This window comes from Polynucleobacter yangtzensis (assembly GCF_027924165.1).
Classification (GTDB): Bacteria; Pseudomonadota; Gammaproteobacteria; order Burkholderiales; family Burkholderiaceae; genus Polynucleobacter; species Polynucleobacter yangtzensis.
Genome location: NZ_AP026973.1, coordinates 1,202,953 through 1,218,948, shown reverse-complemented (window position 1 = coordinate 1,218,948; position 15,996 = coordinate 1,202,953). Strand labels below are relative to the sequence as shown.

Annotated in this window: 13 protein-coding genes and 1 tRNA gene; 12 read left to right on the top strand and 2 right to left on the bottom strand. The window is 42.6% G+C overall.

What is annotated here, in order from left to right; all coding sequences use genetic code 11:
* Positions 1-65 precede the first annotated feature (65 nt).
* The 10 genes from QMF28_RS06070 to QMF28_RS06025 all read left to right on the top strand — a co-directional run bounded on the left by QMF28_RS06070 (position 66) and on the right by QMF28_RS06025 (position 7,767).
* Positions 66-395 carry an ArsR/SmtB family transcription factor gene (locus QMF28_RS06070; RefSeq protein WP_281741716.1) on the top strand — a complete coding sequence of 110 codons (330 nt, stop codon included), beginning with the start codon at positions 66-68 and terminating at the stop codon, positions 393-395.
* Positions 392-883 (top strand): arsenate reductase ArsC, encoded by a 492-nt coding sequence (locus QMF28_RS06065; protein WP_281741714.1) that lies wholly within the window; start codon positions 392-394, stop codon positions 881-883. The genes QMF28_RS06070 and QMF28_RS06065 overlap by 4 nt, the downstream gene beginning before the upstream one ends.
* Positions 880-1,932 carry an ACR3 family arsenite efflux transporter gene (arsB, locus tag QMF28_RS06060; protein ID WP_281741713.1) on the top strand — a complete coding sequence of 351 codons (1,053 nt, stop codon included), beginning with the start codon at positions 880-882 and terminating at the stop codon, positions 1,930-1,932. The genes QMF28_RS06065 and arsB overlap by 4 nt, the downstream gene beginning before the upstream one ends.
* 97 nt (positions 1,933-2,029) lie before the next feature.
* Entirely contained in the window at positions 2,030-3,016 is a 987-nt protein-coding gene (locus tag QMF28_RS06055) for a tripartite tricarboxylate transporter substrate-binding protein (protein ID WP_281741711.1), read from the top strand.
* A gap of 124 nt (positions 3,017-3,140) precedes the next feature.
* On the top strand, positions 3,141-4,037 hold the full coding sequence (locus tag QMF28_RS06050; protein ID WP_281741710.1) for a pseudouridine synthase: 897 nt from the start codon (positions 3,141-3,143) through the stop codon (positions 4,035-4,037).
* Between the two features lie 109 nt (positions 4,038-4,146).
* Entirely contained in the window at positions 4,147-4,530 is a 384-nt protein-coding gene (locus QMF28_RS06045; RefSeq protein WP_281741709.1) for a translational machinery protein, read from the top strand.
* 24 nt (positions 4,531-4,554) lie between these two features.
* Positions 4,555-4,809 carry a hypothetical protein gene (locus QMF28_RS06040; RefSeq protein ID WP_281741708.1) on the top strand — a complete coding sequence of 85 codons (255 nt, stop codon included), beginning with the start codon at positions 4,555-4,557 and terminating at the stop codon, positions 4,807-4,809.
* Between the two features lie 282 nt (positions 4,810-5,091).
* Entirely contained in the window at positions 5,092-6,408 is a 1,317-nt protein-coding gene (locus tag QMF28_RS06035) for an HD-GYP domain-containing protein (protein WP_281741706.1), read from the top strand.
* A 143-nt stretch (positions 6,409-6,551) separates the two neighbouring features.
* Positions 6,552-7,637, top strand: coding sequence for a tRNA dihydrouridine(20/20a) synthase DusA (gene dusA, locus QMF28_RS06030; RefSeq protein ID WP_281741705.1), 1,086 nt, complete (start codon positions 6,552-6,554; stop codon positions 7,635-7,637).
* A gap of 54 nt (positions 7,638-7,691) precedes the next feature.
* Positions 7,692-7,767 (top strand) — tRNA-His (locus QMF28_RS06025).
* A gap of 71 nt (positions 7,768-7,838) precedes the next feature.
* Here the strand turns inward: QMF28_RS06025 and QMF28_RS06020 are convergent.
* The gene (locus tag QMF28_RS06020) at positions 7,839-9,356 is read right to left on the bottom strand and encodes a bifunctional diguanylate cyclase/phosphodiesterase (protein ID WP_281741703.1); all 1,518 of its coding nucleotides are present in this window, start codon (positions 9,354-9,356) and stop codon (positions 7,839-7,841) included.
* 224 nt (positions 9,357-9,580) lie between these two features.
* On the opposite strand from QMF28_RS06020, the gene QMF28_RS06015 reads away from it, so the two are divergent.
* A complete protein-coding gene (locus tag QMF28_RS06015; protein WP_281741701.1) occupies positions 9,581-12,571 on the top strand; it encodes a bifunctional diguanylate cyclase/phosphodiesterase in 2,991 nt (996 codons plus the stop codon).
* Between the two features lie 147 nt (positions 12,572-12,718).
* Positions 12,719-14,278 carry an adenylate/guanylate cyclase domain-containing protein gene (locus tag QMF28_RS06010; RefSeq protein ID WP_281741699.1) on the top strand — a complete coding sequence of 520 codons (1,560 nt, stop codon included), beginning with the start codon at positions 12,719-12,721 and terminating at the stop codon, positions 14,276-14,278.
* Here the strand turns inward: QMF28_RS06010 and QMF28_RS06005 are convergent.
* Entirely contained in the window at positions 14,275-15,885 is a 1,611-nt protein-coding gene (locus QMF28_RS06005; RefSeq protein ID WP_281741697.1) for an HD family phosphohydrolase, read from the bottom strand. The two genes, QMF28_RS06010 and QMF28_RS06005, sit on opposite strands and share 4 nt — an antisense overlap.
* Positions 15,886-15,996: the final 111 nt, after the last annotated feature.

Sequence of the window (15,996 nt, the reverse complement as noted above, 5' to 3'; positions counted from 1 at the left end):
CAAATTATTTACGGGCCCTAGCGGCCTGTAATATTTCTGTCATATATTTCTATATAATTGGAAATATGAAAAATATAGATGCTGTTCAAGCTTTTTTGGCCCTAGGTCAAGAGTCTAGGCTCAATGTCTTTCGTTTGATTGTGCAGCGAGGGGATGTTGGTCTAACACCAAGTCAAATTATTGAGAAGTTGGGTATTCCGAATGCTACTTTGAGTTTTCATCTCAAGGAGCTAGTTCATGCTGATCTCTTAATTGTTGAGAGGCAGAGTAGGAACTTAATTTATCGACCGAATGCCAAGCTTGTACAAAATCTCAGTGAATTTTTATTAGAAAACTGCTGTGGTGGGAAAGATTGCGGCACTGTCAAAGTAGTCAAAAGGTCTAAATCGGTATGAAGCAATACAACATTCTTTTTCTTTGCACTCATAATTCAGCGCGCTCAATTTTGGGTGAGGCATTGGCCTCTACACACCCAAGTGGCAAGTTTAGGGGTTTCTCAGCAGGCTCTACACCTGGAACCAGTGTTAATCCGATAGCAGCAGATATCGCAGTAGAACTTGGTATGGACCGCGCCTTACTCAAATCCAAAAGCTGGGATGTTTTTGGTGAGCCTAATGCTCCTAAGATGGACTTCATCGTTACTGTTTGCGACAACGCTGCGGGTGAGGTCTGCCCATTCTGGCCTGGTAATCCAGTAACGGCGCACTGGGGCTTTCCTGATCCATCCCGAGTTCAGGGTACGGATATAGAAAAGAGAGCTGCATTTAATGAGGTGATGAATGGCCTCAAAAAGCGCATCGATATTTTGGCAGCAATGCCATTAGATAAATTAGATTCCATGAGTCTCAAGAACATTCACGCACAGATACCAACAGCATTATGACTTCACTAACTAAAAAACTGTCTTTTCTAGATCGCTACCTAACAGTGTGGATCTTTGCCGCCATGGCGTTGGGCATCGGCTTGGGATACTTTTTTCCTGGGGTGGAGGGATTTATCAATTCATTTCAGGTGGGCAGTACTAATTATCCCATTGCGATCGGCTTAATTTTGATGATGTATCCACCATTTGCAAAGGTGCGCTATGAAGACTTGCCAGACGTCTTTAGGGATAAGAAGATCTTTGCCATTGCCTTCTTAATGAATTGGATCATTGCTCCTGCATTCATGTTTATTCTGGCAATTACCTTTGTTCCTGATCAACCAGAGTACATGGCCGGTCTGATCTTGATTGGTATTGCACCATGTATTGCCATGGTCATTGTTTGGAATGACATCGCTAAAGGCTCTACAGAATACGCAGCTGGCTTGGTAGCATTTAATGCCATTTTTCAGGTTCTGTTCTTTAGTCTATATGCCTATTTCTTTTTAACAGTGTTGCCACCATTCTTCGGCTTGGCTGGCTCTAATGTCAGCATCACCATTGCCGAAATAGCTAAAACAGTCTTTATCTATCTGGGTATTCCTTGTATCGCCGGATTACTCACTAGATACATCGCACTTAAATTTGTCTCTAAAGAGTGGTATCACGAACACTTCGTGCCAAAGATTGGGAAGATCACTTTAATTGCTTTATTATTCACTATCGTGGTGATGTTTAGCTTAAAAGGGAAGTTGATTTTGCAGTTGCCTGGCGATGTATTAACTATTGCCATTCCATTACTTGTTTTTTTCGGTGTGATGTTTGTGATTACCTTTGTTATAACGACCAAGATGGGTATGGATTACAAGCGTTGCTGCACTTTATCTTTTACTGCTTCGAGCAATAACTTTGAACTGGCGATTGCGGTAGCCATAGCTGTTTTTGGTATTAATTCTGGCGCGGCATTTGCAGCGGTGATTGGTCCACTGGTTGAGGTTCCCATCATGATTGGCTTGGTTGCGGTTGCCCTGATGATAAAAGATCGTTATTTCAATACCTTACGTGATTAGACAACGTTTTTGCTGAGAATTTCCCCCGTTGAAGTAACAAATTCTCTAAACTATTAGTTTGTTTGTTAAATCACGAAAGGCTAGGTTTACTGTGAAAATGTCTAAATCAATTTTCCGCATTGCAGCAATTTCGCTGTGTGCATTAGGAGTCAGCATTTCTGCTGCCAAAGCAGCAGACTTCCCTGGTGATCGCCCAATTACATTAGTTGTCCCATTCTCCGCTGGCGGACCAACCGATAAAGTCGCACGTGAGCTTGCTCTTGCCATGGGTAAGCAGCTTAAAGGCCAGGTGATCGTGGATAACAGTCCTGGCGCAGGCGGCACAATTGCTGCTAAGCGAGTGATTAACTCCAAGAATGACGGCTACACATTATTGATTCACCACATTGGTATGTCTACAGCACCAGCTCTGTATAAGAACTTGGGCTTTGATCCAATGAATGATTATGAGTATGTTGGCCAGGTTGCTGACGTACCAATGATTTTGGTTGGCAATAAAGACTTGCCACCAAAGAACTATCAAGAACTTCTTCCATACATGAAGGCAAACGTTAGTAAGATTGCTTATGCCAATGCTGGCGTAGGTTCCGCTAGTCACTTGTGTGGATTGCTCTTCATGAGCCGTATTCAGTTGGATTTAACCACTGTTCCTTACAAAGGTACTGCGCCTGCATTGACAGACTTAATCGGTGGTCAAGTGCAGTTGATGTGTGACCAGACAACTAACCTCTCAGGCCAGTTGGCTACTAACGCGGTGAAGCCTTATGGTTCAACAACTATGCAGCGCATCAAAGCCTTTGACAAGATTCCTACATTGAATGAACAAGGCTTGAAGAACTTTGAAGTTAAAGTTTGGCATGGCGTATATGCGCCAAAGGGCACTCCTAAGGCAGAGATGGATAAGTTGGCTAAGGCATTACAAGGTGCAATTCAGGATCCTCTCTATAAGCAGCATATGGCTGAGTTGGGTGTAGAGATTCCATCACAAGCAAATGCCAGCCCAGAAGGCTTGAAAAAGCACTTGAAGGCACAGATTGATTTGTGGACTCCAATCATTAAGTCTGCAGGTATTTACGCAGACTAAGCTTCAAACACTTTGAAGAAGAGCCACCTTAGGGTGGCTCTTCTTTTGAGGAGAAGCTAAATAGAAAACCGTACAGATGATTAATTTAAACTAGCAACCAAAAAGCATTTGCTAATGGGGTGTTATGAGAGTTAATTCAGAAGGGGTGTCAGCATCGCGGGTATATCTACCTGCTGATCAAGCTCATGCGAATTTGCTCAGCTTTTTTGTCATGCAATTTCCTCATATTGCGAGAGAAGAATGGGTATCTCGTTTCAATGAAGGGCTGATTCTTGATCAAGAGGGCCATGCTCTAGCTGTCAATGATGCATATCTCCCTAATACGCATTTAATTTACTTCAGAAGGTTAGAGCGCGAGCCAGAAATTCCATTTGAAGAGAAAATTCTCTATCAAGACGAACATATTCTCGTTGCCGATAAGCCCCATTTCTTGCCGGTAACGCCGAGCGGTCTTTATTTACATCAAACCTTGCTCAATCGCCTAAAGAAAACCACAGGCATACAAACGCTAAGCCCAATTCATCGCATTGATAGAGATACTGCTGGTTTAGTCATTTTTTCGGTTAATCCAGATGAGCGCGCTCAATACCAAAATCTTTTTAGAGATAGAGCCGTCAAGAAAGTCTATGAGGCTATAGCGCCTTACACAAAAGAGCTCGATCAAAAGCTCCCCATGACTTATAAAAGTCGTCTAGAGGAGTCTGAGCATTTCTTGCAGATGTGCGAAGTGGAGGGTGAACCAAATTCAGATACCTTGATTGAGATTTTGGAGGTTAAGGCCCCATACGCGAGATATCGGTTAACACCGGGAAGTGGAAAGAAGCATCAACTGCGTTGCCATCTCAATGCCCTAAAAATCCCCATTAAAAACGACCAGATCTATCCTGTTCTAACGCCATACCAGGAATACGACCTGGACTTTTCTAAGCCTTTGCAATTACTGGCAAAGGTAGTCTCCTTTATGGATCCTATTACCCATGAACCAAGGGCTTTTTCTAGTCAAAAGACCCTTGAGCTCTAGGGCGTCATTCATTAACTCTACCTATTTGATTTAAATCAAGCCTTTAAATGAATGTCCGGCTGGGTAGGAGTATTCTCAAAGAGTAGTCATTATTAATAATAGGAAGAATATGTCATTAAATCACGCAGTTATTTGGATTGATCATCAAGAAGCACACGTTATGTTTTTGAGCGAACAGGCTAGTGAAGCTGAAGTGATTCGTAGCAAAACAACACATTCCCATTTACATCATAAGGGCGGTGAAGTCGGTAGTGGCAAGCTCGCTCTAGATTCCAAGTATTTACATTCTGTAATTAATGCCGTGAACGAATCTAAAGAAATTTTGATTCTCGGACCAGGCTCTGCAAAATTAGAACTCATTAAGCATGCTCATAAACATGACGCTAAGATTGCCGAAAATATTGTTGGTGTAGAAACGGTTGATCATCCTAGTGATAAAGAAATTCTTGCTTATGCGCGTAAGTTTTTCTACAAAGTAGATCAGATGCTGTAAATCTAAATATATAGGAAAACGCAAATGACTAAAGAAGCTTTAGGACCAGACGGCCTACCAGGACATGATTATTTTCTTGATGCTGTAAATCATATTGATGAGGCTGTTGCTAACAATACGATTGCAGCTGGGGCGGCCAAAGGAATTATCTTTAGCCTAGTGGAAACATTGGGGGCTATGGTTGGCGATCCTGATCTACCTGCTCACTTGAAGTCTGGTTACATGGGTGCTTTGGATCTTGCTGTTGATCTCGAAGCAAAGCTTTCCAAGCTTAAATAAGTAAAAGCCGAAATATCCCAATTAATAAAATTAAGGGCAACTTTGGTTGCCCTTAACTATTTTGGTGGCAGATTTGCTATCAAGCTCTAAGCCATTGTAGATTTACTATCGCATACCGATAAGGTCATGTAAGTAGCTATAGCGAAGAGCGAGAATACTTGGGAGATTTATACTAAATAAAACGATACCTTTAGTAGTATGATGAAGATAAACACCGTAAAGCAATTAGATAATTTAGCTTGAAGCTATAGATAACTAAATAATAAAAAAGGGTCTAAAGCAATGGAGTTAGTAAATCAAGCTATGTATCTAGGATTCGGCCTGATTTTTTTTGGCCTCAGCTTTAGCTCAATCAACGACCTAAGATTTCAATTTAATCAGCAAAGATCTATGCATTTTTGGTCTATTGCTGTGCTGGCGATGTCTTTATCATGCTTGTCTTTTTTGATATATCCCTTGGTTGGCGGACTTGCACTCACGATTGGCAATCTCATGCAAATAGCCTCTGACATTGCCCTTGGAATTCTTTTTAGATCATTTAATTCATCAATCAAGAATAAGTGGGCGTTGAGCAAGTTCACATTTGCATTGCTCGTATTGGGTGTAATTCTTGAATTCGTTCGAACTCATGTGACATATGACCATAGAGTCGAGTTTTTGAGTTGGATAGCAATTGCGCTCTCAATTTGGCAGTTGTATGAGCTCTCTTTCCAGTACTTTAAAACTAAATCAATCTATATAGGGTTCTTAATTTGTGCCATAACGTCACAGATTATTGTTTGGATATATAGAATTTGGCTGATTGATAACGATGTAAGCATATTTGGATACAGTAGCATCTTTGATGAAGAGTGGACGGAATTTCTAGCGCGGTTAATTGTCATAGTTCTTTATGCACTCATATTCATTGCAATCGGAAATTTTTTCTATAGCAAATTAGTCCAGCAAGAGCAGCAGCGCAGAGAAGAAAAAGAAAATCAGATGCTCGATGCTCTCAAGAATCTTGCTTCGGCAAGAGATAACGATACCGGCAATCATATTGTGCGTACCCAGCATTACGTTAAGGTTTTGGCAGAGCGCCTCAGGTCCATGGGGTATCAACCTCGGCAGTTGAATGCAGCAAGTATCAATGCCATGTTTAAAGCTGCGCCACTCCATGACATAGGTAAGGTTGCAATACCGGACCATATTTTGTTGAAACCGGGGCCTTTGAATGAAGAAGATTGGGAAATTATGAAGACCCACGCCGCTATTGGCGAGTCAGTACTTAGAGCCTCAGCAGCTGATAGCAATTCAGATGATGCAGTTATTAGTAGCGCTATCAAAATAGCGGGCTGTCATCATGAGCGGTGGGATGGCGAAGGGTATCCCTATGGCCTGCGTGGGGAGAGCATTCCCTTGGAGGCCAGGATTATGTCATTGGCAGACATGTATGACGCGCTTGTCACTAAGCGTCCCTATAAAGAGGGCTGGTCTCATCAAGATGCGGCTAGAGAGATTCTTAGCAAGAAAGGCACCTTTTTTGATCCGACGGTTGTAGAGGCTTTCATGCAAGAGGAGGGCGCTTTTCAACGAATTGCAAAGCAATTTCAGGATTAGTTTTCGTGGCCTAGACCCTGTCTTTGTAAATACTTTCTAGGGCCTTGATTTTTCAAAGCTCCCTTGTTGCTGGGCTCAATACACCCAAAATACTCTAAAATGGCAGCAATTAATTAGCTCTCAAGGGCAATCTCAAAGTGTCTGTGGATTTGAATTTCAAGAAGCGTTTAGCTGTTGCCCCAATGATGGAGTGGACTGATCGTCATTGCCGCTCTTTTCATCGAACACTCACCAAAGATGCAGTGCTGTATACCGAGATGGTCACCACCGGTGCTCTTATGCATGGGGATGTACCGCGCCACTTAGATTACTCCCAAGACCAGCATCCTGTTGTCCTTCAGCTGGGCGGTAGTGAGCCAAATGATTTGGCAAAAGCAGCCCAATTAGCGCAACAGTGGGGCTATGACGAAATTGATCTGAACTGTGGCTGCCCATCTGAACGTGTGCAGCGTGGTGCTTTTGGCGCATGCCTCATGGCAGAGCCCAATTTAGTGGCCGAGTGCGTTAAAGCAATGAAGGGTGAGGTGGATATTCCGATTTCAGTAAAGCATCGTTTGGGCTTGGATTCGATGGATGCTGCTAATTCACAAAAAGATTATCAATTTGCACTCGACTTTATTCTTGCTGTTGCAGATGCTGGTGCTAGTCAGGTAACAATTCATGCGCGTAACGCTATATTGAAGGGTTTATCCCCCAAAGAAAATCGCAGTAAACCACCATTGCACTATGAAGTAGCTGCAAAAATTCGGATTGATGCGCAAAAGCAATTTCCGAATCTAAAAGTTCTACTCAATGGCGGTTTAGAAACCAATGAGCAAATTGCCGGTCTTTGGGATGACTTCGATGGCTTTATGGTGGGAAGGGCTGCTTATCACTTCCCTGCTTTATTGCTGGGGTGGGATGACATGATCAGTACAAATGGAGATGCTGCCGGTTATCTGTTTAGTGAAACGGAGTGGCATCGTATTCAGATTGCATTGGTAAAACAAGTGCAGGCTTGGTTTGATGAATGTCGTGCCAAGAATAAGCCTTTTTATATTGGCGCATTTACAAGACATATTTTAGGTCTTGCACATGGTAGGGCGGGGTCCCGTTATTGGCGTCAACGACTCTCAGATCACCATGCTTTAGCCAAAGTACAGAGCAAAGCCGCGATCGCAGATTTCTTTTTGGATGCCAGTTTATGCCTTGGGGATTGGGCTGCTTTTGACCTAGAAACTGTGGATTAAGGCTGTTTTGGCAGGTTTTTATCCAAAAAGGCTATAATCTCTTCTTCTACAACGGCGGACGTAGCTCAGTTGGTAGAGTCCCAGATTGTGATTCTGGTTGTCGCGGGTTCGAGCCCCGTCGTTCGCCCCACTAAATCTTCCCTTTATTGCCTTAACCCACCACTTTTGATCAAGGCGGCTAATTTTCATAATTTGGGTGGACTAAATGTCTATTGCCGGATCAAAAAGACAGACTCGATTTCTACCGCCAGATTTAGCGCGATACATCGCTTTGTCTGCATGGGCGCTTAATGTAGATTCGTTATCACCGTGTTCTGGGTAGAGGGCAACACCCATACTGGCTCCGGTGACTAGCTCTTTACCATTTGCCATAAAGTGTTCGAGTAAAGCAGAACGCACCTTTTCTGCAATAGTAAGAGCGCTGCTTTCGCTCTCAATATTTGGCAGCAGGATTACAAATTCATCACCCCCAATCCGGGCCACCGTATCCGAAGATCGAACATTATTGAGCATGCGGTTAGCTGCTTCACATAGAGCACTATCTCCAGCCGCATGACTGTAGTTGTCATTAATACTCTTTAAATTATCAAGATCTAAAAAGATGAGGGCAAATTTAGTTTTATTACGTTCAGCCTGTGCAAGTGTCTGCTGTAGGCGATCTGCAAATAGCAGTCTATTAGGTAAACCAGTTAAGGCATCGTGATTTGCGAGATGCTGATTTTTAAAATTAGCCCATAGTGATCTTAAAAGTAATTTCACGCCCACAAATACTAAGATCAGGCTAAAAACAGTGGTATAGATAATGCCGTAAAGACTTTTTCTCCAGCCTGTTAAATACAGCTCTTCAGTGGCGATGGCGCCAACAACCAACGGGTATCCTGGCACATTACGAAATGCAATCATCCTTTGAACTCGTTCATTATTGCGAAGTGCTGTGGGCGCATCAGTCAGGATGACCCGACCCTGAAGCTTTGGATCTTCAACAACCTTTTCAAAAATTTCACTAGTGTTCGCCTTGCCAATTCGATCGTCAACAAAGGGCCAGCGGGTTAATAAAACCTGATCTTTCTTAAAGAGCACAAGGGATGAACCGTCTCCTAAATTGGAACCAATTTGCTCATAGAATTTTGAAAAAACCTCTGCAGAGACGCCTATTAAGGCTATGCCTAAAAATTCCTCTTTGGCGTTACTAATCCGCTTAGCCAAATAAAATACCCACTTTCCATTTCCTTTGTTGCGCACGGGATTACTAAAAAAAGTTTGAGTGGATGTATGAGTGCTTAGGTATTGGTAATAGTCGCGAACTGATAGATCAATATTGGGTGGCGGGTAAGAGCGTGAGAAATTGAGTACCCTTCCATCTGCGCCTACGTAAGTAGCCACATCAATAATGGCATTAGAGTTTGTTTTTTCTTCAAGATTTAAAAACTGTGCTTTTTTTTCAGCAAAGGCACGGTACTCTGCTTCAGTTTTGACATTGGCAGCAGATACTGCGTCAACAAGGCTATCCAAAGCAGTGTTGGCTGAATACATGGTTTGAGCGGCATGCTCAGCCAGTACAACTGTAAGATTGGATATTTGCTCGGAGCGGTCTTTGATGGAGTTTTGTCTTAGGATATAGCTCGAGACTATTGCGCTGACGACTAAGACTATGGCAACTAAAATGCCTGCGATTACGGTAAAGCGTGCTACCCGGTTTGTTCTCGCGTCTAAATTCATGCCAAATAATATCAAGGAAAATACAAGGAATTAGGCGCACCGCTGGATTTGGTAGTCATCTCTAGCAATGCCTACTCAATATATAGTAGATAAATACTAATTTAGTCGCAATACCCAACAATTAATTGTAAATTTGATGGTCAGCAGGGGGAAATCTTTTATGATCCGTCCTATAACTTTAGTTTAAAAATCAACTCTAAGCACCCGCAAATTAGATTCCCCCCTTGAACCAATCTATTTTTTCAAGACTATCAGAGTCTTATACGAAAAAGTCCGTTATTGCGGCCACTTTATGGTCAATTGCTTATGCGGTCATTTGTGCTTTTCTATTGAAATATTTCTCTGGTGAGGCTGGGGCAAGCCCTGTCTGGATTCCTGCTGGAATAGGCTTGGGCGTGTTGCTGGTTTATGGATTTCAATATTGGCCATTTATTTTCATTGGCGCTATTTTTGGTGAGATGGGTGGCGGACACCATTTCGGGATGGCATCCCTCATTGCTGCGGGATCAGTGTCGGGTTTTCTGGCGGCAGTATTTTTGTTTAAAAAACTACCGAGATTAAAAGGGGAGTTGGATTCATTAATTGAATTTATTTCCCTCTTATTTATTGGTGCTATTGCAGCTTTAATCAGTACTTCAATTAACATTCAGTTTTTAATCTGGGGTAATTTAATCCAGGCTAACAATTTCAGGCCAGTTTTCCAAGAATGGTTTACAGGGGATTATTTTGGAATGGCTTTTGTTGCCCCAATCATTATCATTCTTAGTAAGCCTTGGACTATTTTTTCCAACAAAACAAGGTTGCTCAAGTTAGTCGTCCTTTTAATTTTTGCTTTTTTTCTAGGGCAGGCCATTTTCTTTGGTTGGTTTAAAGATAGCCTGGATTTAACGGGCAAAGGGAATGTCTATTTATTCATGCTCTTGCTCGTCGGCTTTTACTTCGGACGCCAAGGTGCGATGTTGCTCTTTGCGCTTGTATTGTTACAGGCTATCCTAGGCGCGCGTTTTGGGGCGGGGTTTATTGGCCCAGACTTATTTACTAGGCCTGATCAAAATCCAGTGTGGGTCTATCTTGGTGTTGCATGTATTCTTGGTTTGGTGATCAGTCTTGCTGAAGAGGGTATGCGTAAAAAGAATGAAGCATTGTTACTGGTTGATAAAAATGAAAAGAGATCAGAGGAGCGCTTCAAAGAGATTGTTTCTAATACACCAGTTTTGATGGCGACTTATGACCTGAAAACTGAGGTTACAGATTACCTTAATCCCTATTTCACTAAATTATTAGGGTATGTGGCTGAAGACTTTTTAGACCCAAATGCTTGGTGGGCGTTAGCTTACCCCGATCCAATTTACCGTAGTGAGGTTGAAGCTGAATGGCATAGGCGTGCATCAGCATCCCAGTCTTCTAATACGCCATTTGAGCCGCTTGAAACTTTAACCACTTGCAAAGATGGCTCTCAGCGCTCAATTGTATGGGGTTGTTTTTTTGTTGACGAGCGCATGGTCATTCATGGAATAGATGTTACTGAAGAGAGGCGTGTTGCAGATACATTAAGCATTTCTTCAGCTGTATATCGAGCAATGGGTGAGTCGGTTGTCATTAGTGACGCCAAAGGTTCCATCCTTTTGGCAAACCATCCTTTTGAGGTGCTTACAGGATTTGATGCTGAACAAATTAAGGGTATTACATTTTCAGATCTGCTTGTCAAAAAACATGGAGCACGATCATATTCGGATATTTATACGTCTCTTGAAGCTATTGGCCGTTGGGAAGGTCAGGCATGGCTGCGCACCAAGAGCGGAAACGAGGTATTGCGCTTTATTTCAATCTACTCTAACTTTGATAACGATGGCATGCCACTTCAAAGGGTTGCATTGATTTCTGAGGTTACAGATCAACGTAAAGCAAGAGAGTTGATTAATCAGCAAGCTAACTTTGATCCTTTGACAGGATTGCCAAATCGACGCTTGATGATTGATCGCCTTGAGCAATTGATTAAGCAATCTACGCGTAATAAAAAGAGTATTGCGATTGCTTATATAGATCTAGACAACTTTAAGGATATTAACGATAGCCGTGGGCACGATTTTGGTGATCAGTTGTTAAAAGGAGTTGCTGCTCGCTTGCGTTCAGTGGTTCGTGAGACTGATACTGTTGCCCGTATTGGTGGTGATGAATTTGTGATCCTGCTGGGTGACCTCGAGAGGCCTGAAATTGCAGACCCAATTATTCGGGAAGTTTCGAAAAAACTAGCTGATTCAATATCAATTGAAGGTCAATTGATATTCGTGACCGCCAGTATTGGAGTATCGTTATTTCCAAATGATGGATCAGAAGCTAAGGCCCTCCTATTAGGTGCCGACCAAGCTATGTACGCAGCTAAAGCAAGTGGTCGTAATACCCATCAATATTTCACCACCTCTTTGCAGGCTACCGCCTCTTACCGTTCAAGCGTTATTGCTGAATTGCGTGTCGCATTAGAGAAAAACGAATTCGAGCTGCATTATCAGCCTATCATTGATCTGAAGACAGGCAAGGTTGCTCAAGCTGAAGCACTTCTGAGGTGGTGTAAAGAAAATGGTGAAATCATTATGCCGCCCGCTTTTATTGAAATTGCCGAAGACTCCGGCCTGATCATTGAGATTGGAGAAAGGATTTGGCATGATGCAATTACTTTTATTCAGTCATTAAATGCTGGCCCAAATTTCAAGCTTGCCATCAATGTGGCAGCATCCCAATTCAACTCGAATCAGCATTCTGCGATGGCATGGATTAAGATGCTCGAGGATAAAAAAACATCCCCTAGCTCAATTGTGCTCGAGATAACAGAGCGGATGATGCTACATAAGTCACAACGTGTTATGCGAAAGATTGCTGTGATGCAAGAAGCAGGGTGTCAATTTAGCGTAGATGATTTTGGAACTGGTTATTCTTCATTGGCTTCTTTAAAAAGCTTTAACTTCAATTACATCAAAATCGATGCAGACTTCATTAAGTTGTTAGCTCCCAATACCCAGGATTCTGCTTTAGTTCTAGCAATGATCTCTATGGCAAAAGGTTTGGGACTGGAATCTATTGCCGAAGGCGTTGAAACAGAGGAGCAGGCAAGCATTCTGAGGTCAATGGGGTGCAATTTTGCGCAAGGCTATCTGTTTGGCCGTCCTATGTCTGCAGATGACTTTAAGACTCTCTTGAAGTCCAATTTAGAGTCTTAATTCTCTTGTTTATCTAATTCATGTTGCAATTAGACAACTAATTGTCTAGTAGATCTCTACTCTTAGACAGGTATAAGCTGTCTAAATTGGCCTCTATTCTGTATAAATGATCCCCCGACTATCCTTTTTTATTGGACAGATAGACATATGATTTCTAGTAAGGCGCTCATAGACCAGACCGGTATATCCCGCGCTACCCTTAATAACTACATCCAGCTTGGGATTTTGCCTAAGCCAGTTGTACAGTCTTTATCTGCTAGCGCAGATGAGGGTGGGGCTAGAGTCTTGGGTTTTTTCCCGGATGATTCACTTGAGAGGGTGCAGGCAGTCCAGATATTGAAGTCTCAAGGGCACTCAATGGCTCAGGTCGCTGAGCGTTTGGCTAAAACCGATGCGCTGCTAGAAGTGCAGGAGCTCCAAGCGTTAAGCGTTGGCAACCTTAGTTCCAATACGAGGGTGGCGGCAAAGAATCAGTCAGCGCAGTCTGTACCAAAGGCAAAAATGCAGTCTGGAGAACTAACGCTTTCTCTAGATACTTTGACGCACCCGGCTTACATGTTGAATTACAACTTTGAGTTGACCTGGCTTAATGAAGCTGCTCGCAAAGAAGTTTTTGGATTTATCGCACCGCCAGCTAAAAGTTCAGAGCGCAATTTGATCGGACTTCTATCGCGTCCTGAGGTATGTTTGGCCTTAGATGATCAGCGCGCCTTAGTGGGGCTTTTATTACAGTTAGCTAGCTCACGCATTGCTTATGAGCCTTTGGCAAAGTTAGTTAACCAGCACGACCCTGAGCTGATGCCTTTATTGGACCAGATTGTTTTTGATGGTAGCAATCTGGAGCAAGCGGTTAATGAAGTGGAATTTTTTCAAAAGAATTCTCAAGGAGAGTATGTCTGCTATCGAGTGTACGCAGTGTATTTCCGTGAGGGTATTTTGGTGGTGCATTCGCCCTCTACCGAGCGGGGAGATGAGCTACTGCATTTCTTAGGTCGCCGTGATCAGGTGATTCACTCCTTGTTGAGTAAGCGTTTGCCTGTCATGACGCCGCTCGCGGTATTGGTGGCTGATTTGCAAAATTCAACACGTATTTGCTCTGATTTACCACCAGACGAATATTTTTCTTTAATTAATCAGATCTGGGCAACCATGAGTCCCATATTGAGAAAATATACGGGTACACACGGTAAGCATGTGGGTGACGGAGTCGTTTACTACTTTTTCCCGCAAGCAGAGAGTAATTACTTATTTAATGCGGTGGCGTGTGCTGATGAATTACGTCAGGCAATGCGAAAAATTAGTTCTGAATGGCAGCTTAAGAAAAATTGGTTTACAGAGTTACAGCTCAACATAGGTTTGCATGAAGGGCAGGAGTGGTTGGGAAGTTTCCAGTCGGCCAATCATATTGAATTTGCTGTATTGGGTAATACGATTAACCAAGCCTCTCGCTTGAGTGATTTTGCACGGCAGGGCAGTATTTGGGCGACGAAAGATTTAATTAGTAAGCTGAGTGTGGATGAGCGAAGTCGTATTGAATTTGGCGTCTTAAGAAAGAGCCAGGAGAACGGCGATCGATTTGTGGCCTCAACCTATGCGCAAGTAGAGTCACTATTAGATCTACAGCAAGATAAGCACGAGAAATTAAGGGATATATCTCAGCTTGCGGTCACTGAGATTAAGCGAATTTCAAATACCCGCCTTTATTAAGTTCTGGCGGGACTGTTATACCCAGTAGGAGGTGGCTGATAGCCTGGTACCTGGCTTAAGTCGAGATGATCAATTAAGTTTTGATCTAAAAACTTTTCGGCATACTCTTCGTAGACTTTTTCCCACATAAAAATATCAAAAAGGTCTGGATCAATATGACCGTTAAGCTTCATCTTCCCCAGGATATGCAGGGACTCACTCAGCGTCTTTCCTTTTTTATAGGGCCTATCTTGTGCAGTAAGCGCTTCAAAGATGTCGGCAATTCCCATGCAGCGTGCCGGTATAGACATCTGCTCTCGAGTAAGACCTTTTGGATAGCCCTTGCCATCCATACGTTCATGATGTCCGCCGGCGTACTCGGGCACATTCTTTAAGTGTTTTGGCCAAGGGAGCTTTTCAAGCATGGCAATGGTTGTGTCAATGTGATGATTAATGATTTGACGCTCTTCTGGAGTTAAGGTGCCGGCTCTAATAGTTAAGTTCTTTACTTCTTCTTCGCTTAATAAAGAGTGCACTGTTCCTGAGAGATCTCTCCATTGGTAGTCTTTGGCTATTGCATGCACTCTCTCAATATCAGAATTATGCATGGACTCAACACCAATATTGCAATGACTTAAAAAGTTAAAGTCATCAATTAACTGCTGATGACGTTTATTGGCAGACTCTTCCGTGATCAAATTCTGAGATAAATCAATTTGAATATCACGCAAGATAATTTCAGCACGTGTTTGGATGAGTTCAATACGATCAAAAATCTTTTCTAATTTGGTTGCCTTATCGACCACATGCACTGGTGTCGTAATCTTGCCGCAGTCATGTAATAGGCCCGCAATCTTGAGTTCATGACGGTCTTCTTCAGTAAGGTGAAAAGAGCTCAAAGGGCCGTAAGAGCAGCGATTGACGGCGTCTGCCAACATCATGGTGAGATCGGGAACGCGATTGCAATGGCCGCCGGTATAGGGTGACTTATCATCAATTGCGTGGTTGATAAGACTAATAAAGGATTCAAAAAGTTTTTCTAGGTGATTAATCAGGGTGCGGTTTGTGAGGGCAACTGCAGCCTGAGAGGCAAGTGCTTCAATAATCGATTGATTGCTATCTGAGAACGGAATGATTTCGCTGGTAAAAGGATCAACTGCATTAATGAGTTGCAAAACTCCAATCACTTCTGATTCATGATTTTTCATCGGAATGGTTAAGAAGGATTGAGAATGGTAGTGATTTCTTTTATCCATTGCATGGGTGCCAGAAAAATCAAACTCAGATGTATTGTAAACATCAGGAATATTGACAGTTTCTGCGCGGTGGTAGGTGTAGCAAGCCACTCTAGATAGATCTGGTTCTCCATCTGTGTTAAACAGGGGAATAGGTGAAGCATCAATGGGCATTCCGCTCGTACCTCCCCAATGCAAATCCCTGCTTTTGGTATGAACGATCTCAAAATTGAGAGTTGAGTTTTCTTGTACTAGATAGATGCTTCCGGCGTCAGAATTAGTAAACCGCATGGCTGTTTGGAGAATCTTCTCCAGTAGTTGCGCAATATCTTTCTCGCTGGAGAGGGAAAGGCCAACGCTTAAAAATTCGTGTAATACCGTTTTTTGGTTCAAGGGTAGTCAGACTTCACATTGAAATAGATGATTTGGATTATCTCTATAAGTGGCTATGAAGTGTTTAGTAGATAAGTACCACTTTTAGTGGTAGTCAAGAATCAAAATAGA